Raw genomic sequence first — 24,127 nt, forward strand, 5'->3', positions numbered from 1 at the left:
AGACTTAAGTTATTTTATAATTTGATAATTGATTTTTAAGAAAAAAGCCCTTCCAGGTTTTTGAAGTAGAAAGTTGTCATAAACCTGCTCATTGAATAGGTTAGATACATCGACAGCCAGCGTCAATTTTTTGGAAGGGAAAGTGTACCCAACACCTGCGTCACAGACGAGTTGTGAAGGGATAATACTCTTGTTGTTTCTGCTTCCTAGGCTAGGCCAGTTGAGGAAGAACTCGTGCACATAGCTGGACTGCAGATAGGCAAAAAACCGGCTATTCTTTTGAATAAGGTTCATTACATTATATTCCAGCCCTGCATTGGCCATGAGGTAGGGGTCATTTCTAAGTCGGTCGCCATAGACGATGTTTTCCCTGCCATGCTCGTCTGTCTTCTGGTTGTTTCTGAAGTTTAGATAGGTTCCGTTTAGATTAAGTTTTAGTTTTTGATCAAAATCATAGACAATATCTATCTCAGCACCTGTTCCTTTCACCTTGTTTATGTTTTCGTACTGTCCTTGCTCCTGACCTCCCTCTACCAGTAGTTTCAGTTTGTCAGTTACATCTCTGTAAAATGTGCTTACCGCTATTTTTACCCCATGTCGAGCACCCAGCTCATACCTGCCCAGTACAGCTCCTATATTGGCATTGAAGGTTTGCTCAGGCCTTATCGAAGGATTGTTTTCAATGGTAACCCCATCACCTAGCGCCTCTGTAGCGCTGGGCAATCGGGTAGCTTGTTCTATGGAGGATTTGATTAACAGGTTTGGCTGGATCAGATAGGAAGCTGCAAAGCCACCACCCCAATTGGATATATCATTTTTATGTTCTATTATTTCATACTCAGTCGTGTAGACCAAATCATTGATAGTAGACTTGAAAGCATACTTTTTGAGAAATACATTGGCGTGAAGCTTGTCATTGAACTTAGATGTCTCTAGTGACAAGCCCGCAAAATGAGAACCGATTTTTTGTGGCTCCAGATAAGGAATTCGATAGGAGGGTGAAAAAGGGTCGTTTCCTGTACGGTTTGTGCTGGTGTACAGGTAATTAAATCCCAGTCTAAAACCTAAAGGCAATTGATAAGTCGTATTGAATCGCATGATATATGACTTATCCTTGATGGTAAATAAGGATTTACTGCCGCCTCGTCCTATCTCCCCTCCAGAGGGGTTGTTCCCAATTACTTTTCCCCGCCAGTCATATCGGTTGGTGGTGGTGTCTACCGTAGTGCCTTCTATGTATGAATATCCAGCAAATGCATTAACATCTAATCCATTGGTAAATAAATCCTTCTTTTGATAGGTGATGCTGGGCATCAGTACCTGTTCATTGTTGCGCATTTCACCATAGACATGTCCCATGGTTTGCCCTGTTTGTACTCCCTTTTTCTGATCGGAGGTCAATATGCTGACAAACAACTGGTCTGCCCATTGTTTCTGCGTGAAGCCTACGTCAAACTTGACAGTGGCAGTTTGAAAATCGTCATTGAATCTTTCGGCCGGATCATCTTCGGTAAAATAGATGGCTTTGCCTGTATCTTCATCACCATAAAAAACGCCTTCACCCCATACCTTATAGTTGTTGTCAGAATAGGTGTAAAAGGTAGAAAGTCGGGTGGTGAGACCAGAATCAGTCCTCCACTGCCCATTTAGTGTTGCTTGATGGGTGTTGAATGAGCCAAATGAATAAGAGGCAGAAACGTAGTTGGAGACTTCTTGATTCGTGACCAAGTTGATCGCTCCACCTAAGGCATCTGACCCTAGCGCTACGGGCACTACACCTTTGTATATATCTATTCGTTCTATTAGTGTAATGGGGATATTGTTGATAGAATAGGACGATCCAAAATAGTCCATCGGAACACCGTCTATAAAAAAGCGAATGGCATTGCCAGACAACCCATCTAGGGAATAGTTGAAGTCTGCACCGACACCTCCAGATTTCCTGACACGCACCCCTGCGGTTCTCCCCAGTACATTGTTTATTTCTAGGCTTTGAGATTTGATTTTCTGCGTTTCGATAGCATCCACACTAAAGCCTTTTTTTTCTACTAGGAAAGATTCCGATTCGGCTACTACCTGTATGGCATCTAACTCAGTAGCGCTGTCTTCCATCTGGATGTTCACTTGCTTGGATCTGAAGGAATGATCGACCAGCATTTCTTGCGTTTTGAGTCCGACTCCTCTGAAAAGCAGAATACGCTTTCCTCCTGGGATTTTAACCTTGAACTTCCCTTCAGCATCTGTAGATACCCCATTCGTGCTCCCTTTAATAATCACGTTTACCCCAGGGATGTTTTCTCCTTGCTCATTGGTGACTACACCTGATATATAGTATTCCTGCGCATTGGCGAGGAAAGAAACTAAAATCAACGTGATGCTAAGGATTAATATTTTCATAGATAATGATTTGTACTCAGTAGAATTTAATATTAAGTAGCTTTTATTTATTTAGACTAATTATGAATAGCAAAAATGTATTTTTTCTACATATTTGAAAGTTAGTTTCTGTCAACAACCGAAAAATTACGGTGAACGACATGTGTTTGTGTCAGGCTGAGAAAATTGTGATTGATGTGAAGACAGAATAGAATTATATGACTTGTTTTGAAGATGAATAAATGGACACGCAGAGAAATACTCTACCAGTTGGCTGTCATGCTTGTACTGCTTTTCTTCTTTTCGTATGTGCAGGATTACACTTTTGCGATAGAGCCATACAAGATTGCATTCTTTGCCAACTACATGGTAGCTGCTATGGTGATCAACTATGTATTGCTGCCGAAGCTCTACTATCGCAACCGCATGCTGCTGTTTGTCGCAGCAGTGGTGACGGTGATTGTATTGGTGATCTTGGTCGATGAGTATGGCTTGGAGCAGCTCTACTTTCCAGATACTCGGGGTACGTATTTTCCTGGATTGGTATTCACCTTGAGTGAGACTCTGCCGATCATGGTCATCTTTGTGGCTTTTAAGTTGGCGTGGGATTTTATCAAGAAGCAAAAGGAGGTAGAGGAACTGCGATCCTTGGCACAGGAAAACGAGCTACAGTTCCTTAAGTCACAGATCAATCCCCATTTTTTATTCAATAACCTCAACAACCTGTATGCCTACGCCATAGAGAATTCACCCAAGACTCCTTCGATTATCTTGGAGCTGTCTTCGGTGCTCCGCTATATGCTGTATGAGTGCAATTCGGAGCAGGTCAATCTGATACAAGAGGTCAAGCACCTCCAGGACTACATGGCGCTCAACGAACTGCGGATCGAGCATAGGGGGGAAGTGTCGTTCACATCCGAGGTGGATCATGAGGGGTTCATGATTGCTCCGTTGATACTGATTGTGTTTGTGGAAAATGCATTCAAACACTCTACATCCAGTCAGTCCGACAAGATATACATCCATGTGCGCATGGAGGTGAGTGCAGAGGGTATTTTGAATTTCGTATGTATCAATAGTTATTTACCCCATACCAATACGGAAAATTTGGCTCATGGTATTGGTTTGTCCAATGTCAAGAAGCAATTGGGACTGGTCTATCCGGATAGTCACCGCTTGGAGATCCATGATCAGGGCAATGCGTTCGAAGTACGGTTGCAGCTAAAGTTAAAACAGTCAGATTATGCTTGAATGTGTGATAGTAGAGGATCAGCCACCAGCGCAGCGCATCCTCAGCAAGTTTATAGGGGATCACCCTGGTTTGAGTCTAAAGGCGACCTTTTCGGACGCAGTGTCGCTGATGGATTTTATGCAAAAGTCTAAAATAGACTTGATCTTTTTGGATATCCATTTGCCTAAGATGTCAGGGTTGGAGTTTTTGAAGTCTCAGGCCGATCATCCTCCGGTGATCCTTACCACCGCCTTTCCTGATTATGCCTTGGAGAGCTACGAGTACCAGGTGATAGACTATCTGCTCAAGCCTTTTTCTGTAGAGCGCTTCAATCTGGCAGTGTCCAAGGTTGTCAGTACACGTCATACCGAAGACGACAAGGACGAACGGACGATAGTTATCAAGTCCGGGCATGAGCTCATTCGCATGTCGCTAGATGATATCGTACTGATCAAGTCTGACGCAGACTATACGGAGATAGTAGGAGAGGATACCAAGCACCTGAGTGGCTACCCTTTGCGACATTGGCTCGAAACACTGGATGACAGTTTTTGCCAAGTACACAAATCCTTTGTGGTGCACCTCAAGCACGTCAGAAAGGTATCTCACAACAAGATACAGCTTTCTGGCAGCCATACAGTCCCCATCGGACGGGTGTACAAAAAAGCCTTCATGGAAAACATGGCGTCACTGGAGTGATATGGGTTGTGATTGGGGTTTAGCGCTGAGGATTCTTTCCCCGTGACGTTAGGAACAAACCCGAACACTACGAAACACCTATTCGATTAGATATTGTCACTGTAGTGGGCTAAGCGTATCTATTTCTCTTATTGAATTGTTGTATGTCATGCATACATGATGGTATGTCAGAGCGATTGTCAGTAAATTCAGGTGTTAATATTTGCTAATCATACCGAATTGTTAGGTACATTTTATCTGTCTCACTCGGTGGCATTCAGAAATGCGATCAAACGGGATATACCTGGCTTTTCTCTTAAAAATCTAAGGTATAGGTACTGTTTGGAAAACTTAAGTTTACCACAACGCAAATGTACCTTTACCGTGATCCAAAGGTTAGTTTATCTATAGCTGGAGGTAAACTTACCTTTTTGGCTTTGTCCTCATCAGGGTGCAAAATCAGAAATCAGAGGTTTAGCAACTTCGCTACATGTATATCCATATCAACTTCCGTGAATTCGTAAAGTGCAATCTTAAATTATGGGTATCTGATTAAAAATGTCGGTTATCATTGATAGACGCTCCCCCTTGACACTTCGAAGTGTACAACCGTCGGGCGCATGGAGATATCAGTGAGCTACTTTAAGAGTATGCTGCAGGGCTTTTCAAGCATAACCTTTTTTTAAAGTAGACATTTTTGATAATGAAGCATTGAATAAGAATTACAACTCTAATAGGAATCTTTTTCCCATACCAGTTTGCCTCTTAGTATCAAATACCCGTTTCCACGACGAAAGGCTCGCTGGTCGGCAATAGCTTTAGAGGTATCTGATCACAACGAAGGGTTGGGAGGGGGCTTCAAGCCCCATTGGATAGGTAGGCTATGGATTTAATGTTTCCTTGAGTAGATATACTTCATTAGAACAGGATCTCGCGCTACTCTTTTTATTTCAGGGGGTAATTAGTAACTGGGAATATGTAAAAAAGGCACCACTCGATATGATCCGAGTGGTGCCTTTATGGTTATAGCTTAAAGTAAAGAGATGTTTATTTTTTGATAAACTTCTGAGTCAGATGTTTATCGGAGTGGTTGTCTAATTTGATCAAGTAGATACCAGCAGGTAGCTGAGAGATATCGACGGTGACCGATACATTGGACAATAGATCGACGGTGACGCTATGCACCTCACTGCCACTGATGTCATATATTTTGAATATGCCAGTATCTAGTGATTCGGTCATTGTGACCAGTACATTGATTTGGTCATTGGCCGGGTTCGGATATACACTCAGTGCATTCATATCCAAATTATACACTTCCGTATCTGAGTAGGCAGTGGTTCTAGCAGTACTAGGGTATGAATAGTGATTATCATCTCCTTGACTATGTAACAGCGCATTGGCTAAGGTACTCCATTTTGTATCTGTGTTACCGATATTCTGCAGGGTTACCATTTCAGAGATTCCAAAATGATCAGCTTCACTGTCCAACAGTTTACCAATTAGTAAGCTTTCAATAAAGAGGTGCTGTCTATCTTGTTCGTCTATAGCGATCATTGAGGCAAGCTGTACCTGAGCTTGCTCATAGTTGGACTGATTGGCTAGACGATAGTAGGTAAGCCATTGGTTGTCTTGATGAGAAAGCCAGTTATGCTGATTCACAAAGTCTACGAGTCTGGATTGATCTGATTCGTCAGTGAGTGTATTTACCATTTCGAAAGTGGTTGATACGACTTGGTCTAGTGATTCTTCAGCTTGTCTTAGCAGTATTTCTTGGTAGTCATCATTCAGGCTTACCGTATTGCCATGCTGTTCAGCAATAGCTGCTTTAGGCTTATCAGCCCAATTCTCGTTTTCACAATAGTCGATGAAATTCTTTTTCAAGCTACTGCCTGCGTCTTGGTTGCCACAGCTGGTGACCGAAGGATAATCAATGTGTGTAGCATACACAGTGCCATTGCCACCAGCAGTAGGTGCATTATCTATTCCAAAGTGACTTAGTTTAGAGACAATAGGTAATTGATTGTTTGGAATCACCAGAGGAATCACTCGGTTGGAGTGAATGTCTGCTACTGCTTGTGGTTGGTTGCTAATGAAGCTATTGTTTTGCTGTACCGTGCCATGAAAATCCGTGATGTCTAATCCCGCGTACCTATAGTTGTAGAGGTAGTTGTTTTCCATTCGAATCATGAGTGGTAGCGTAGATGAAGAGCTAGGGGCAGGGTTAGTGTGTACCAATTTGACTGCCGAAGTAGTGTTTTTGATACAGTTGCCGAATAAAAACACGTTGGAGATAATCTTACTATTAGAGGCTGGATTAGTAGAGGTGACTGTTGTGGAAGTATAGTCCAAGTAATATCCAACCACACCAGATGAGAGGGTATTTCCAGGTACGTTGAGCAACATGTCTATCGTGTTACAGCCAATGAATGACGTGTAAATTTCAGTAGTCCAGCGTGTATCACGCTGATAGATACCATAGGTGTGTGTCTGTATGTCATTGTTGACGATACGACTCAGGATACCAGCAGACTTGTGATTGTCTATGAATATGCCAATCTCATACCCGATTATTTTGTTGGACTCAATTTGGACTTTACCACCCTTAGATGCATAGATGGCTCCTGTACCTACGAAATTTCCATTGCTGTTGGTGGCATTGCTTTCGTACAGCAGTTCTGCTGAGTTCAGTATTTCATTGTTTTGGATCAAAGCATTGAAATCGTAATTGCCCACACCGTCAAAGCTGATTTGATAGGTGCCTAAATCTGCATTGGACCTACGGGTGACTTCCATGCTATTGTTTTCTACTGTTACATCAATGACACGGAGCATGATGACACTGCGATCATTGTTGGTGAATTGATTGAATGAAATACTGGTTCCTACCGTACCGATCATATGAATACCATCGAACTGGATCAGTTTACTTTCTTCGGAAATAAGGTTTATTCCTTTTACAAAATCGTTTTGTGCGATGACGTTGTGATTTATAACCGAATAGTTCAAGTATTCATTACTAATGAGCTTGATCCCACCAAAGTTGACCGATGGTGAACTATTAGGTTCTTTCTCACCACAGTAGTGGAGCTCAGCTACTTGCTTTTCTATCTTAAAGGTATTTCCAGTAATAGCCCCCTCGAAATAGTCATTAGCTATTTGAACGCCTGTCTTGTTGTTTAAGAACAAATTGTTTGTGATCTCAACTTCCACAGGGATACCAGTGTCTATTTGGTTTGCTCGTCTGATGCCAATGCCTGTCGTAGCATTGATAAAGGTTGATTCGGTAAAACTACCAGTAGGGGCAGACTTTTCTTCGAAGATGAACTCTACACCTTGCCACGTTTGCATTTCATCACAGGGTCTCAGTACAGCATTGTTTGCGATTATCCTTGCACCGTTTCTTACTTCTATTTTGGCACATTCCCCAAAGACTACATCACAATTAGTGATATCCAGAACACTTTCTTTGCCTGATACGACTACTGTGAGTCCAGGGCCAATATATACTTTGTCTGGCCAAATTATGTAATCACCATTAGTGACGAGATGGTTGCCTGATTGGTAATCAGTAATTTGAAAATAGTCCTCGTCTTTCTGTATAGGACAACAGGAGGTCGCACGGACATCTATGGTCTGTGTCGTGGAGCACCCATTGGCATCTGTAACGGTCACTTGATAGCTGCTCACACCTACAGAGCTGGTTACTTGTAGTACATTGCCAGTGTGGGTGTTATTGCCGTTGTTGTATACCCAGTCAATCGAATAAGGTGGTACTCCACCATCGGCAGTAGCTTGGAGTTCTAAGAGATCTCCGGCACACAATTCCGTTTCACCATTCACTATTAGTATCGGTGCGTCTTTTAGATTCAACGAAACGGTAGCCATGCTTTGGCAGCCATCTGGAGAGCTAGCTACAGCGTATACTGTACCCGCTGGGCCTATGTATGGTGTAGACGTATTGATCTGAATAGTTTGAATGGCATCTTCCCACCACGTAAAGGTCAGCCCAGATAAGGAACTAATAGCACCTTGCGTTGCAGCTAGATCAAATATCCCTGTACCATTGCCGATATCACATCCATCTATACTGATGTCATTGAGCGTAAATGTATTTGTACCTGTGACAGTTGCCGATACAGACGCTGTACACGACCCGCCAAAATAAGTGATCGTAGCAGTATAAGTACCGTCCGCTGTGGCCTGATAGGTTTGACCAGACCCGATTACGATACCATTGGCATCATTCCATATGATGGAAGCAAAGGCATCAATACTCGGTATACCTGTTAAGCTAGAAAAATTCGGATTAGAAAGTATAAGGTCTCTAATAGCAAATACGTTATCAGTTACCGTCAAATTATGACTACAATCGGAGAGGGGATCGATCACTATGCTAGGATCTATCTCAGGTACTATTATCAGTGCTGCTACTGTCGTGTCTTCACCACATAGAGAGGTAAGTGTATGTTCTACGTCGATAGCTTCAGCATTAGCATTAGGCGAAATAGCACCGTAGACAATGTTATTGATACTGAATTGTGGGTTTACGCTAGTACTGAAAGTTTGTAGGTTAGAGTTCTGTTCATCAAACTTCCAATTGTGGCCAATAGATGACCTTTGGTCTACAGGTATAAAATCAATGTCGTTAGGACTACAAGTAAAGATATACTGCCCAAAATCATCATCTGGAAGCTGAGATCTAAAATCCCAATACAAATATGGGCTGGTACTTGTCGCTGGGTCGAAATTAGGATCTATACTATTGGCGTCCGTGTCTATTGTTAATATAGATTCATCAATACACCCAGTCACTGGGTCTATTACTTGATAAACTAATGTAGTAGGAGTAGCATCAATACCTATAGAGGGACTAGCGTTACAGCCCGTATTTTGTCCTGACACGTATGGGTAAGTAGTAGGTGGCCAACTAGCTGGAGCAGGATAGTTTGTGCTATTGAGCTCAGTGCTTGCGCTTACAGTGCCTACATACCAAATGCCATCTGTCGATCCAGCATCCATTATACTTAGCATATAACATAGGTTAATAGAAGGTAGCCCAGTACAATCCGTAAAATTATAGTCATTACCGGCAGGAAACGAAATGTTAAAAGTCTGCTCGTAAATCAAACATCCACCTTGAGTTGAAAAGCCTTGTAGTGTGATAACCTGTGGTTCTGTTAGGGCTACTGTCTCAAATATGCGTGGGTCGCTGGTAGGAGTGACCAAGTTGGCAGGGGACCAGACCATGTTGGTGTTCTGAATCGGGTAGGCAGAATCGATATTTAATGACACAACTGGATTGCTACCACAAATCACCTCTGTTGTATTGATCAACCCTCCATCACAGTAAGTCGCACAAGGAAACTCGGTCGCCAAAGTATTGGTACCATTCGCGAGGTTTACACCACTATTATTAGCTGTATGGGTGATTACTGGTAGTGTTGTTCTTAGTGTATATCCGTCTAATGCTTCAGTTTCTTCATTCGCTTGACATGCAGTCATTAAGTCTGTATTGATCTTGATGAAGGTTAGCTTATTGGTATGATCAGGGAAATCATTATCTCTACCACCTACTACAATCATATATCCTCCATTGGGGCTCAAGGTTGTACTTTTAGGAAAAGCATAGGCATCACTGTGGCTGTCAAAGCCGTAGATGTTTTGGTTGTGCCATACATTGTCAAGATGAGTATCAAACATGTTTACATTGAATCTACCTGCCGTTTGATTTGTAAAAGTGAGCTTATCTATTCGGTCTGCAGTTGGTTGGAAACCATCCCAGTGGGCATAACCAGTTAAAACTAAAGAATCACCTGCAGCATTTTCTAAGAGTTGTGTTCCTAAATACTCTTCTATATTACTCAATTTACTATCGTACCAACCCAATATATTGCCATTTGTAGGGTCTAACATAGCGATTACATTTCCATGTTTTTCACTATTGAAAGAAGACTGATAGATCACATTTTGGTTAGCGTCATAAAGTGCATCATATGCGAAATCTCGCTCGTTACCTTGCCAAGTATCATTCCAGATGACTGTACGAGTAGTTACGTTGTCTGTGAGTAACATAGATGTATTGCTATGTTGAAGACCCGAAAGTGTCATCCTGTTCCTTGATCCACCTAGAAAATAAGCATTGACGCCAGTCCCGTTATAATTAGGGATTTCTAAAATCGAATTGGCCACATCTAGGTCACTAGTACTGTTGTTAGAGTAGTCGTATCGTTCTGACCATGCAACAGAAAAGTTTTGATTTAATTTGACAATCAATTGCTCTTTGGCGTCTGCAAATTCTAACCCTGCGCCTACATAGCCTGCTAGTGCAAAACCTCCATCTACAGTATTAATGATTTCGAAAGCAGCGGAACTGTTTTGTGTTGGGCCTGAGGAGATGTTGATAGAAAAAGGATTACCTGCTACAGATGTAGGATTACCCGATTCATCGATCTCCATGACCAGTATGTCGTCGTTGCCTGCGGTACTTTCTACAGACCCTGCAATGATATATGTATCGGTGGTACTGTTGTTTCGGATGATGTCCAACCCTCTGATGTTTTGACCATTGTTGTCGAAAGTTCGTTCCCAGAGGATATTGCCAAACAAATCTGCCCGTAATACAATCGTTGAGCTAATGTCGGTAGTCAAGTTCCTGTTGCTACCTGATACGATATAGCCATCTCCTGCGTGTGTGGTGACGATGGACATATTGTCCAAGTCTCCTTCAGGGTATTCATAGCTACGGGTATACTTCTGTGCCGAAGCGGTACAATCTTCTATTAATATAGGGTCATTCAGTTGGTAGGAAATCGTCGTGGTGGCACTACTCGGATCGGTGATGATCATTTCCGAGCTCATAGTAAAGGTACCTTGTCCCATGCCTAAAGTCGGAAATGAGGTGTTAATAGCACCTGTGTTGTACGTACTCGCCGAGGGGACATGGTGTGTGGTCGTACCATCTGTGAGCGTCAGACGCCACTGTAGACTGTGACCTGCAGGTAGAAGGGCTATATCTAGCCCTTCTACTTGTATAGATTGGGCTTCACATAATATGTTACTGTCGATTTCAAATTCCGCTGTAAAGGGAATAGGGCTATTCACACATCCATTCTTCTCAATACCTGTCAAGAGTCTGTTGGTATGTGAATGTATGTTTTCCAAAAAATTATCAAGATATAGGTGCATCCGCTGAATTTGTCCTAATGTAAAGGGCATCACCGAACCATTAGGTACTTTACAATTATCGGTTGTATAATCCATGTGGTTGTTACCTGGAACTAGCGTGCTAGTACATGAGATCATATTGGTCGTGCTGCACTGGAGGGAAGGATTATTTTGCGGAGGGGTATCCGCGACAAAGTCTCCATGAGGCATAAGGTGTGGTGGTAAAGTTAGATTGGTACATGCGCCATCCGTGGCAAAGGTGTGCCATAAAGAAAGCCAATGGCCGACCTCATGTACCGCAGTCTTGCCTTGTTCGTATTGAGGAGATACACTTGCAGGCAAAAAATAGTTGGGGTTGTTGCCTGTATTGTCACCGAACAAAAATTGGGATACATAAATCCCGTTACCATCAATCCCGCCAGGGAGAGCATAGCCGCCCACTGTTTGATTTCCCAAAGCGGTAGTTTCGGTAACGTATACATTTAGGTATTGAGGTTCGTTGGCCTGGTTGAAGGGCAATGCCTGCTCCAACTGTATGGCTTGTGCACTGATCATTCCGTTCATATGTGCTAGCGTATTGTCAACCGTATAGGTCGCACCAGCTGTTTCAAAGACAGTTCCAGTGGAGGGATCAGTTATCTGCTGCCATGGGAAAGTCTGTGGGGCAAGCTGTGCACTACAAAAAGAGATGTTGGCATCCGAAAATTCTGTATTGATTCTCGCTAGTTGATCCAAGAGCCGGTTGCTACTGGCGCTAGCACCACCATCATAGAATGCCTTGTACATTCGGTATTCATCAGTCCACCCAGGCCCGTTTGGGAGTTGGCTTAGTGTGGCTTGGCTAACTATAAAGTGAAACACAACGGGGATATGATAAATTCCATTGACTGCACTAGTTGTCATGGCCATTCGTGCACTTTCATTCATCCGAAGCTCAATATCTTCGTTCTGCTTCTTTAGTTGTTGGCTAAAGTCGGAGTTTTCAATCTCCATCCAGTTGTTGAGTAAATCTTGTCCACAGTATTGGACATGGCTTGTTGATTTTTGTGCATGGGACGTGTATATCGCAAAGCACATCAAAATGGACAATAGGGTTTGTCTTATTTGTTTCATGATAAGGTTGGTTTAAAATCGTAAATTATAGTATGTATAAAATTACGATTTCCCTTATTTAGATTCCCGAGCTTTGAATAAGTGTCGGGTTTAAAAACATATTCGTATAGGGTTAGTTATTATTCGTTCATATCTGTTTTCTTGATAGGATCCCTACAAGAGGAAGAAAAGTTTCCAAGGTGCCGACTCTCACCATATATACCTTTCAGCATAGCAAATTCCTCTTCCTTAACGTGTGGCACACAAGCCAAATCAACGCTATATCAATACCTGTTTTATGCCTCAAAAAAACGATCTAAAGGACAGGTTTTGATATCGTTAAGTATATCTGAATTATGGCTTAGCCACGATATCCAGTTTGATGGTGATGTCATCTGATAGGATCATATCCTCCATGTAGTAAACCCAACTCACCTCATAGTTGACAGTCGAATACCAATTTAGCTGATGAAGTCAATCCTTCTGGCGTTACTACTGATTTGATGGTAGCTTTTTGTTCTTTGGTGATCCCTTCTACAGTCAAATTACCCACAAGCTTACTGTCTTCTTAGCTTTTGATCGCGAATTTATGGAGGAGGCTACATAAACAGCTGAATTCTGTTTAGACAGGTTTACCCAAAGTGCACAACCTCTGCTCCTTTGTTGTTCAAGCTAAGATCTGTGGTTGCGCAAGCTTTGACCTTTGGTTGTACAACCTTGAGGTGTTTGTTGTAAACCCTTTTTTAAATCGGTGGTACGGCCTTTTTCAAAGAGTAGCCTTTCAAGTAGAAAAGACTTCTATGGCATGTCTTTGAATGGAATTAATTGGAGACCAGTAATTCTGTTTTATAGTCCCAAACAAAAAAACCGATCCAAAGGATCGGTTTTCATATTGTTAATTATGTGGTTGGATTATGGCTTAGCCACGATATCCAACTTGATGGTGATGTCGTCTGATAGGATCATATCCTCCATGTAGTGAACCCAGCTCACCTCATAGTCCTGACGGTCAAATACCAACTCAGCTGATGCAGTCAACCCTTCTGGTGTTACTACTAGTGATTTGATTGTCGCTTTTTCTTCTTTGGTGATCCCTCTTACAGTCAAATCACCGACTAGCTCGCTGCCTTCTTGGCTTTTGATCACGAATGTAGAAGTAGGATTTTCTTCAACCTTGAAGAAATCTTCAGTAGATAAATGAGCCACCAAATCAGATGCAGGATGCTCCTCAGAGTAAGATGCAGAGTCTAATGGCTGGATAGTCGTCATGTCGATTACAACGGTACCACCAGAGATGCTGTCTCCTGCTGTAGTGATGGTGCCTTCTGCGATTTCGATTACACCGTTGTGACCATATACGCCGGCGACTTCTCCTGACCAGGCCACTGTAGAAGCTGCTTTGTCTACTGTATAAGAAGCTGCTACAGCTGTGGATGCTTCTTCCGTAGTAGTGGTTTCAGTACTTGATTTTTTGTCTCCGCATGATGTCATGATGACAGTCGCTACGATGGCGAGTACTAGACTAATTTTTGAATTCATAGTAGTTGTGTTTTTAGTTTGGTATAAAACTACGAAGAAATACTGAGCTCAATAGATGTTGCAACACCTATTTTGAGCAAGTTTAGTTTAAACCTCCAAAAAAATCTTCGAGAGATGTCTGTGAGGCTTCATTACAAAACAATACTGGGGACTCTAGTTTTTTGATGGTGGATTCCAGATTAGTGAAATTGGACTGAGGGATATGCAATGGAATCTTATACAGGCGTGTGTCTTTTTTGTCAAAAGGGCAAGCAACCGAGGATTGGTATAGATAAGGTATCAGCGTCTTGTTGCAGTCTAGGGCTATGCGCTCCACTTCGAAAGTCTCTAGCAAATCTGTTAATGTCGCATTGATGTTTTCGAAAAAATCCAGGGTGGAAGCCAATCGAACTCTAGAGCCAGCTCTGGATTTTCCCTTCTTATTTAGGTATTTGATTTGACTGAAACCTTGCTTCTTGCGAGTCATGTAAGACGAGAAAGTCGTATGAAATACTTGATGTGTTCCTTGCATAATGCATATCGCAGCATTACCAGATTCAATGGTCAGATACAGTACGGTAGTTTCTTCGTCTGCGATGGCAAGTGACGAATCTATTGATAGATGAAGCGGTATACGAATGTATGCTACGGTGTGATTGGCTTCACTGATTTGTACCAGATGTTTTTTGTAATCATAGCTAGCGTCTGGATATTCGTCGCGCACTTCTTCGAGTAGCTCATCTATAGAGATATGTGACAACTTTACCTTGCTTTGTATCATTGGATTGACCGTTATTATTCGTCGATGCAATAATATGATACGATCAGCATACTAACAGATAAGATGTGAAATACTTACTTTCAGAGGCTCATGACCCATCACATCGACCATTCATGAACTACAAGAAAGCATCGAACAACCGACCTTATGTCGTGCCCATTCGGGGCGTTTGGTGTACCACTTTTCATACTGGGGTTGTTCGTTGTAGGGTTGGCGTAGCATTTGGTAGAGTTCGTTTACCAGCGTATAGTCTCCCTGCTCTGCTGCATCGATAGCAAGCTGTGCCATGTAGTTGCGCAGGACGTATTTTGGATTGACTGCATTCATTTTTTTACGACGTGCATTTGACTCTTGGTTTTCGGCTAGGAGCAAATCACGATAACTAGCATGCCACGACTCCCATTGTGTGTGCAGTGGAGTCATCTCATGGGCTTTCATATAACTGGTTCGTTCTAGCATTTGCCAAAAGGTAGCCCAGTCACTCGAATCAATGGCTGATAATTCTCTGAAAAACAAAGTCATATCCTGCTCCGACTGACCAAGCAACTGTGTCAAGCGAGTGATTATTGTCTCTTCTACTTTCTCTGTTTGATCCAGCCCAATCTTAGCACACATCATCTGGTGATAGTCCATCAGGTAAGCATCTTTGTATCCGTCTAAAATTTCCTGTAGTGGCTCTGCTTCGTCGATCAATGGATAGAGTGCATTGGCGAGCTGCATGAGATTCCATACGGCGATGTTGGGTTGATTGCCAAATCGGTAGCGGCTCTGCTGCGCATCAGTCGTATTGGGTGTCCAGCTAGGGTTATAGTCTTCCAGCCATCCGTATGGGCCATAGTCTATTGTGAGACCGAGGATCGATAGGTTGTCCGTGTTCATGACTCCATGCACGAACCCCACTCTCTGCCAATGAACGATCATGTCTTTGGTACGGGTCACTACTTCTTGGAAAAACGCCAAGTAGGTCTCTTTAGAAGGAGTACCCAGATGAGGAAAGTGTTGTTCTATGGTGTGATCGACCAACTGTCTTAGGACTTCTGTCTCGCCTCGTGAAGCAAATATCTGAAAGCTTCCAAAACGGATGAAAGAAGGTGCAGTACGGCAGACGACTGCTCCTTGCTCTTGTGCAGGGTTACCGTTGTAGAGCATGTCTCGCATGACGAGATCACCTGTTTTGACCAGAGACAAGGCACGTGTAGTCGGGATACCCAAATGATGCATCGCTTCACTACACAGATATTCTCTAATCGATGACCGGAGTACCGCAAAACCATCCGCAGTTCTAGAGTAAGGTGTTGGTCCTGAACCTTTCAGCTGTAGTTGCATGGGCTGATTATGGATTAGGATGTCGGCTATATTGATGGCTCGACCATCACCGAGTTGTCCTGCCCAGTGCCCAAACTGATGCCCGCCATAGCACATAGCATAGGGGATGAAATCCTGATAGGGCTTTGCACCGCTCACCACTCGAAGAAACTCCTCTTGATCGGCTATATTCAATCCCCACTCTTCTAACAGTACCTCAGAATAGTGTATCATCTCAGGATGACTAGGCGTTTTGGTCTCTACAGGTGAATAGCATGCCCCATGTACCTGTCGTGGATAGTTCGCTGCTATGGGATCGGCAGGAAGTGCTTCGATGAAACGAGGGTTGATGGGCTGCTGTAGTAGATCACTCATAAGGGATGTCAATAGTTTCCTGTACGAAGTTAGGAGGATTTGTCTATCCTCCATAAGACTACTTGCTTATTCCTAAAGACATTTCAACTACAATATGACTTGTTTACAATATTGTCTCGGCAATATTCTGATGTTGGGTTTGGATAGCATCTGTGGCTCGTCGGGTGGGGTGATAGAGTGTTACATAGACCTCTAGTCGAGCGGATAGAGTCGATTCACGTGTGATCGTTAGTGTTCGAGAAGGAAACGTAAGGTTTGTTTTGTGCTTTTCGCTCATTGTATTTTATATAAAACGTTGTTTGTTACGCATATGATTTTATATCAAATTTTGAACGGTAATCTACAGTGTAGTACCATGCTGAAATATTTAATTTCTAAGGGTTAAAATGGATTCTGATTAAGGGTACTATTAGTAGATGTGTGTTTTATCGAGAGGTATATGGCTTGTACAATAACATTGGTACTGAAGGGGTGTTTTTGGGGTGTTTTGAAACAGTTTATTTACTGTCACTAAGTAAACCTCCTAGATAGAATATAGGGGGATATACCAATATTATTAGGCATGGCTCTGGAGTATATTTGCTGACATATTGTTTAAATATTTATACAAAATACTGGATGTAGTCAATATTTTGTTACTACACCGGATGTCTCACTTTCTAATTATTGATCAGCAGCAGCATCATGAGAACTAAGAACCATTTACTACTTATTGTTTTTTTGCTTTTTGGTATATCCAGTCTATATGCACAGGAACAAGACCCTCCTCCAAAAAAGAAGGGGGTCGGGATTATCATTACACAATCGCCAAAAATCATTGTTTCTTTAGAGGCAGTTACTGATAACGTTTGTCATGGGGAGGCAAAGGGAGCTATCAACATTTCTGCAGAGGGAGGGTTCCCACCTTATCAGTATTTCTGGAGCAATGGGAGCACCACACAAGATGTGGCAGCACTCGAAGCAGGAGAGTATAAAGTAGCCGTCTATGACAACTTTAGCTGTAGTGATACGCTGACAGTCGTGGTAAAGCAACCGCAAAAAATGTTGCCGAGAATAGTCGAAGTAAAGGATATTCTGTGCTACGGCTACAATCAGGGAGAAATTGATATTGAGGTAGAAGGGGGAGTAGCGCCCTATACTTACAACTGGAGCAATGGTGCGAAGACACAAGATCTCAAGGGAGTTATTTCGGGTGAGTATTCAGTGTTGGTGACAGACGCTAACAACTGTCAAGAAATAGTCAGGGGCTTTATAGATGAAAAACCGCTCATCGTCAGGTCGATTGACGATGTGAAGAATATATTATGTAATGGAGATCAAACAGGAGAGGTAGATATATCTGTACAAGGGGGTAGTCCTCCTTATACTTATAGTTGGAGTAACGGAGCATCTACAGAAGATCTAAAGGATCTGAAAGCCGGAGAGTATGAAGTGCTTGTTAAAGATTCGCAGGGATGTACAGAAGTATCTACGACGAAAGTCCTAGAGCCAGAATTGTTGACTATTGGTTTTGACCGAATCAACAATGTAAGGTGCTATGGCGATAATGGGGGGTCTATCAATGTCAAAGTAGATGGAGGGGTATTCCCTTATGATTACAAATGGAATACGGGTGCCGAAACACAGGATATAGCTGGAGTGAAAGCAGGATCATACGCCGTAGAAGTAAGTGATAAAAATGGCTGTAAAGAGAGTGTGTCTGTAGAGATCACCCAGCCAGAAAACCTGCTAGTGACATTGGTGTCTTCTAGTGACGTGTCTTACTACGGAGGTCTTGATGGTGAAATCGATATAGATGTGACAGGCGGTGTAGCGCCGTATAAGTACAAGTGGAATAACGGTAGTTTGACACAAGATGTAGAAGGACTGAACTCTGGTAACTACAATGTGAGGGTCTCTGATGCTACGGGTTGTAGCAAAATCATCAATGTAACGATAGGTCAACCATCCGCCCTAAATGCTAGAATCGATAAGGCAGTCGATATCAAGTGTAATGGAGATGAATCAGGGGAGGTATCCATCTATGTTTACGGTGGAGTGAAGCCATATTCATTTTTGTGGAACAACGGGAGTACTACAGAAGATATTAGTGGGCTGAAAGCAGGGAAATACTCAGTGGTCATTACGGATGCCAACAATCACAAGATTGAAATTGATACGGTGCTTAGACAACCTGAGTTATTTGAAGCGTCTGTTGTTTCTGTAAAGAACATTCTTTGTAATGGAGAGAATAGAGGAGAGATTGATATTGAAGTGAAAGGTGGGGTAGAACCTTACAAATATCACTGGGGAAATGGTATGATTTCACAAGATATCATAGACGTGCAAGCAGGAGATTATTCTGTGACTATCATGGATGCCAATAGGTGTCAGTTGGAATTGTCTGCTTCTATTACTCAACCCGATGAATTGATTGTCAATATAGAAAATACAGTTGATATCCTATGCTACGATGATGCTTCAGGTTCTGTTGATATTACTGTCACTGGTGGAGCGACTCCATATCAATTCGAATGGAGCAATGGAGCTAAAACCCAAAATATAAGTGGCGTGAAGACAGGTGACTATCAGGTAACTGTCACAGATGCTAATGGATGCATTAAATCCGTGAAAACAAAACTGACTCAACCTGAGTTGCTTGTAGTTAGAGAAGGGGAAGTAAAGAATATTGATTGTTTTGGCAACAATACAGGTCAGATCAATTTGAACATATCAGGAGGGGAACTGCCCTATAAATACCTCTGGAACACGGGAGACTCTACTCAAAACATAGCGAACTTAAAAGCAGGAGATTATTCTGTGACTATCACAGATGCCAATGGCTGTCAGGTCAAATACGCCAAAGAGCTAACCTCACCAACCAAGTTAATATCGTCTCTATCTGGAACGGTAGATAACTTGTGTTTTGGGGAGAGCAATGGTGAAATTAATATTGATGTTTCGGGTGGTGAAACACCTTACAAGTACCGCTGGAGTACAGGAGCTACATCACAAGATGTGACGGATTTGAAGGCGGGTGAATACAAGGTCGAAATCATAGATAGCAATGGTTGTACCGATGAACTGTCTGCTTATGTCGAAGAGAAGCCATTGTTGGAAGTTGGTATCGATGTGACTAACATACTGTGTTATGGTGAGTCCAGTGGTGCCATCGATCTTACTGTTCAAGGTGGAGTAGCACCATACAAATATATGTGGAGCAATGAAGCTGTGACACAGGATATCAAAGGTCTCAAAGCTGGCCAATACTCTGTAGTGGTTACAGATGCCAATGGCTGTTCTGATATCAAAGATGTGATGATTTCTCAGCCATCTAGATTTATTGCCATCTTAGAGTCTGAGGTCCATGTCAAATGTTTTGGACAGAGTACGGGTGCTATCAACGTTCGCGTTAGCGGAGGGGTTCAGCCTTACACCTATACTTGGAGCAATGGCGCTTCATCTCAAGATATCACCAATATTCCTGCGGGAACTTATAAGTTGACAGTGACAGATGCCAACGGATGTACAGAATTGATTAATTCAACCATTAGACAGCCGTCCGAAGTGATTTATACAGTCAATGAAGTCACTGATTTAAGTTGCCATGGCGATAACAGTGGTGCAATAGATATTTCTATTATTGGGGGAGTAGGGCCGTATGTGTACAGCTGGAATAATGGAGCGACTACTCAGGATCTTGTAGGGGTTTCTGCAGGTAATTATTCTGTTGAAATCTCAGAAGGAAACGGATGTAAAAATGTACTACAGGCGCAAATCAAAGAGCCTGAGGTATTGCTGATGAAATTGGATACAGTTGGACACGTACTTTGTAATGGTGACAATACGGGGTTGATCCAAGTATCTGTCAAAGGTGGTGTAGCACCATACGATTATAGCTGGAGCAATGGTGAAACCACAGAGGATATTTCGGGTTTAGGTGCAGGCAAATACACACTAACCGTGACCGATGCGCATGGTTGTACCAAGACTGCATCTACAGAAGTGAAACAACCTAAGCCATTTTTAGCTAGTTTGTTGTCAGTAGAGCATATCAAATGTAATGGAGATGACGAGGGAGCCATTACACTCAATGTCAGAGGAGGAATTCAGCCTTATGTATTCGCATGGAGCAACGGAGCGACTACACAAAATCTTTCCAACCTATCTGCAGGGAAGTACTCTGTCAAAATAACGGATGCCAATGGATGTATTCAGGAGTTAGCGACTGAGATTACAGAACCGATGCTGTTGACTAGTGCATTGGTAGAGTCTACCAATGTGTCTTGTTTTGGAGGGTATGATGGTAATATAAACATCACTGTCAATGGTGGAGTTACACCCTATGCATACCAATGGAGCAATGGGGCGGTATCTCAAGACTTGACCAATGTGCCGCAAGGAACCTATTCAGTTCAAATCACAGATGCCAACGGGTGTACAGACTCACACATCTCTGTGACGATTACTGAACCAGAAAAACTGAATGCTCAGATTGTAAGTGTGACGAATGTGATGAATTATGGAATCAGCAGTGGTGCCATAGATATCAACGTGACAGGCGGTGTAGCACCCTATGTATACAGTTGGAGTAATGGAGCTAAGACTCAAGATATTTCAAAAATACAAGCGGGTAATTATTCTGTGAATATTGTTGATAATCAAGGGTGCCAAGCATCACTCAATATGAATGTGAAGCAGCCACCAGCATTGAAATTATCTATTTTGTCGGTGGTCAATATTGCCTGTAGTGGAGAAAGTACTGGAGCTATCAATGTCAACGTGACAGGGGGAGTGAGACCCTATAGATTCGAGTGGAATCATGGGGATAGTATCCAGAATTTGTCCAATGTACCGGCAGGGGACTATGCCTTGACTGTCATTGATGCCAACAATCACAGGGAGGTAGTGACTTCTAAAATATCTGAACCAGTGCCTATCAATATCATCGTAGATGATGTCAAGAATGTACTATGCTACGGAGCTGAGACAGGTTCGGTGGCACTCACGATCACTGGAGGGCAGGAGCCTTATACCTATAGCTGGAGCCATGGTGCAACTAGCCAAGATTTGAAGAATATCCCCGCTGGTAGCTATGATTTTGTGGTAACAGATCGGAATGGATGTGAGAAATCTAAAACCATAGAGATAGCTCAGCCTAATGAATTAGTGGCTAAAATAGTTGACGTAGAAAACGTCAAATGTCACGGAGATAATAAAGGGGCTGTCAGGATCGAGGTGTTAGGTGGTGTGGAGCCCTATAGATACAGCTGGAGCAATGGAGAGAAAACCCAGAACCTTACAGAAGTAATCGCAGGAGAGTACTCTGTCAAGATTTATGATGCCAACGGTTGTGTCGTTGGATTGAGTACGGTCATTTCCGAACCACCAGCTTTAGTTGCTAAAATCACAGAAGTGGTTGACAACAGTTGCTTCGGAGAGAAAAAAGGCTCTGTGTCACTAGATGTGTATGGTGGGTTTGGAAGCTATACCTATAGCTGGAGCAACGGAGATAGCATCCAGGATATATCAAATCTTTCCGCAGGTGTATATGACGTTATTATTCGTGATTCTTTAGGTTGTCAACAGACTTTAGAAGCGACGATCGCCGAACCAGAAGAAATGAAGGTGAGCATAGCTTCGATTGACAATGTCGCATGTTTTGGAGACCAAAAGGGTAACGTTAGCATAGACGTCAAAGGAGGATCAGCACCATTCAACTACAAATGGAGTAGTGGTGAGACCAGCCAAGATTTGAAAAAAGTGGTAGCAGGGCAATATTCACTAGCTGTCACGGATGCCAAAGGGTGTGTCGGAGAGATTCAAGCGCAGGTACTACAGCCCGCACAGCTGGTGCTGGCACTGGATACCATACAAAACAATCTTTGCAAAGACGATGAGAAGGGCTTGGTAGATATTACAGTCAGTGGAGGTGTTACGCCATACCAATACGCTTGGAGCAATGGTGCGCACACTGAAGACCTGGTCAATGTAATCGCCGACGAGTACAGTGTCAATGTCAAGGATGCCAATGGTTGTATCCAGAAGTTGACCGCAAAAGTTGAAGAACCTCAGCTACTAGTATTGAGCATAGACTCTGTATCTAATGTTAGCTGTTATGGAGATGAAACGGGGTATGCCAGTGTAGCAGTAAAAGGAGGTGTAGAACCCTATACCTATCACTGGGACAATGGCGTGAATACACCGTATCTTCAAGATGCTTTGGCGGGAGATTATGATGTCACTGTGACGGATGCAAATGGTTGTTCATCGGTGATCAAAACAACTATAGAGCAACCTGTCAAGTTGATACATACGATTGATGCGATTACCGATATACAGTGTCACGGAGATAGTACAGGATCTATATATGTCACAGCACTGGAGGGTGTCGGTCCTTATGATTTTGAATGGAGCAATGGTGAGAAAACGGCAGACATTACTGGTTTGGTAGCGGGGCATTATGAACTGAAGATCACGCAAGCCAACGGTTGTGTCAATCACCTAGAAGCCACCATCGAACAGCCTACTCTGTTTGTGTCCAATTTGACGGATGTCAAAGATGTGAAGTGTTTTGATGATGAGACTGGGGAAGTGAAAATAGACGTAAGTGGAGGGGTAGAACCTTACGCTTATGCGTGGAGCAATGGAGCAGTTACAGAGGATATCTTGGGGGTCAAAGCGGACAACTACTCAGTGATGGTGACAGATGCCAATGGATGTTTGAACACCATCAATGCTTTCGTGAACCAACCTGATGAACTGAGAATGAAGATCGACTCGGTTCACAATGTCAAGTGTTGTGGGGATCAGAGTGGAGCCATCTTTATCTCAGTCTATGGTGGGGTAGAGCCTTATCAGTATGAGTGGAGCAATGGCGCAACGACGCAGGATATTCAAAACTTGATCTTGGGTAAATACACTGTCAATATCTCTGATAGCAATGGATGTGAAATCAGTCCATTGGATGATGATGCGCTGAACTTGTATGAGCAGATTGTTACCAATGGTAAATTTGTCACCAGGGGAATCCAGTTTGATATTGGAAAGACAACACTTAAGCCTGAGTCATTTATCGTAGTGAATAGAATTGCTACCTTGATGAAGGAACATCCAGATTTGGTATTCCGAATCGATGGACACACGGATAGTGACGGAACAGAGGACTCCAATCAATCCTTGTCAGAGAGACGCTCTGAGGCGATCAAGGATGCCTTGATTAAGTTTGGTATCTCTGAAGCAAGGCTATATACCCAAGGATGGGGAGAGTCTAAACCTATCGCGACCAATGCTACATCAGCAGGTAAAGCGGAGAACCGACGTGTAGAGTTTATCTCATTGACAGGTACACTCAGTGGTCAGATGATCGAAGAAAGCGGCATTCAATAGTGCTCTTGATTTATAACAACAAAAAAGGCGAAGAAGACCTCTTCGCCTTTTTTGTTGTTAGGTTATTCTGCTTATACCATCATTATATTCTTTTCAGGACCATTGTTATGGGTGTCCATAACCTGCGCGGGTTTGAGCTAAAGCCTGCGCAGGTTTACACTCAGATCTGCGCAGGTTTGAATGTAAACCCGCGCAGGTTTACATTCAAGTCCCCGCGGGTTTGTGGTCGTACATTT

At 42.7% G+C, this 24,127-nt stretch carries 9 protein-coding genes; 3 read left to right on the forward strand and 6 right to left on the reverse strand.

All coding sequences use genetic code 11. The annotated features are described in order from the left end of the window. Positions 1 to 9 precede the first annotated feature (9 nt). Complete coding sequence (locus BGP76_RS04950; protein ID WP_119843825.1) at positions 10 to 2,397, reverse strand: TonB-dependent receptor; 2,388 nt, start codon at positions 2,395 to 2,397, stop codon at positions 10 to 12. A gap of 213 nt (positions 2,398 to 2,610) precedes the next feature. On the opposite strand from BGP76_RS04950, the gene BGP76_RS04955 reads away from it, so the two are divergent. Beyond that, entirely contained in the window at positions 2,611 to 3,627 is a 1,017-nt protein-coding gene (locus BGP76_RS04955) for a sensor histidine kinase (RefSeq protein WP_119843826.1), read from the forward strand. Continuing rightward, positions 3,620 to 4,306 carry a LytTR family DNA-binding domain-containing protein gene (locus BGP76_RS04960; RefSeq protein ID WP_119843827.1) on the forward strand — a complete coding sequence of 229 codons (687 nt, stop codon included), beginning with the start codon at positions 3,620 to 3,622 and terminating at the stop codon, positions 4,304 to 4,306. The genes BGP76_RS04955 and BGP76_RS04960 overlap by 8 nt, the downstream gene beginning before the upstream one ends. 1,026 nt (positions 4,307 to 5,332) lie before the next feature. Here BGP76_RS04960 and BGP76_RS04965 read toward each other — a convergent pair. The 5 genes from BGP76_RS04965 to BGP76_RS20225 all read right to left on the reverse strand — a co-directional run bounded on the left by BGP76_RS04965 (position 5,333) and on the right by BGP76_RS20225 (position 16,800). Further along, on the reverse strand, positions 5,333 to 12,565 hold the full coding sequence (locus tag BGP76_RS04965; RefSeq protein ID WP_119843828.1) for a zinc-dependent metalloprotease: 7,233 nt from the start codon (positions 12,563 to 12,565) through the stop codon (positions 5,333 to 5,335). An 891-nt stretch (positions 12,566 to 13,456) separates the two neighbouring features. Beyond that, the gene (locus BGP76_RS04970; protein WP_073118737.1) at positions 13,457 to 14,083 is read right to left on the reverse strand and encodes a YceI family protein; all 627 of its coding nucleotides are present in this window, start codon (positions 14,081 to 14,083) and stop codon (positions 13,457 to 13,459) included. Positions 14,084 to 14,165: 82 nt separating this feature from the next. Further along, positions 14,166 to 14,843: a hypothetical protein gene (locus tag BGP76_RS04975; RefSeq protein ID WP_119843829.1), complete on the reverse strand. Its 678-nt coding sequence runs from the start codon at positions 14,841 to 14,843 to the stop codon at positions 14,166 to 14,168. A 111-nt stretch (positions 14,844 to 14,954) separates the two neighbouring features. Beyond that, entirely contained in the window at positions 14,955 to 16,523 is a 1,569-nt protein-coding gene (locus tag BGP76_RS04980; protein ID WP_119843830.1) for a YdiU family protein, read from the reverse strand. Between the two features lie 103 nt (positions 16,524 to 16,626). Beyond that, on the reverse strand, positions 16,627 to 16,800 hold the full coding sequence (locus BGP76_RS20225) for a hypothetical protein (protein WP_158584060.1): 174 nt from the start codon (positions 16,798 to 16,800) through the stop codon (positions 16,627 to 16,629). A 407-nt stretch (positions 16,801 to 17,207) separates the two neighbouring features. Between BGP76_RS20225 and BGP76_RS04985 the strand changes: the two genes are divergently transcribed. Then, complete coding sequence (locus BGP76_RS04985) at positions 17,208 to 23,891, forward strand: OmpA family protein (RefSeq protein ID WP_147407375.1); 6,684 nt, start codon at positions 17,208 to 17,210, stop codon at positions 23,889 to 23,891. Positions 23,892 to 24,127 lie beyond the last annotated feature (236 nt).

The organism is Reichenbachiella sp. MSK19-1 (assembly GCF_003590315.1).
Lineage (GTDB): Bacteria > Bacteroidota > Bacteroidia > Cytophagales > Cyclobacteriaceae > Reichenbachiella > Reichenbachiella agariperforans.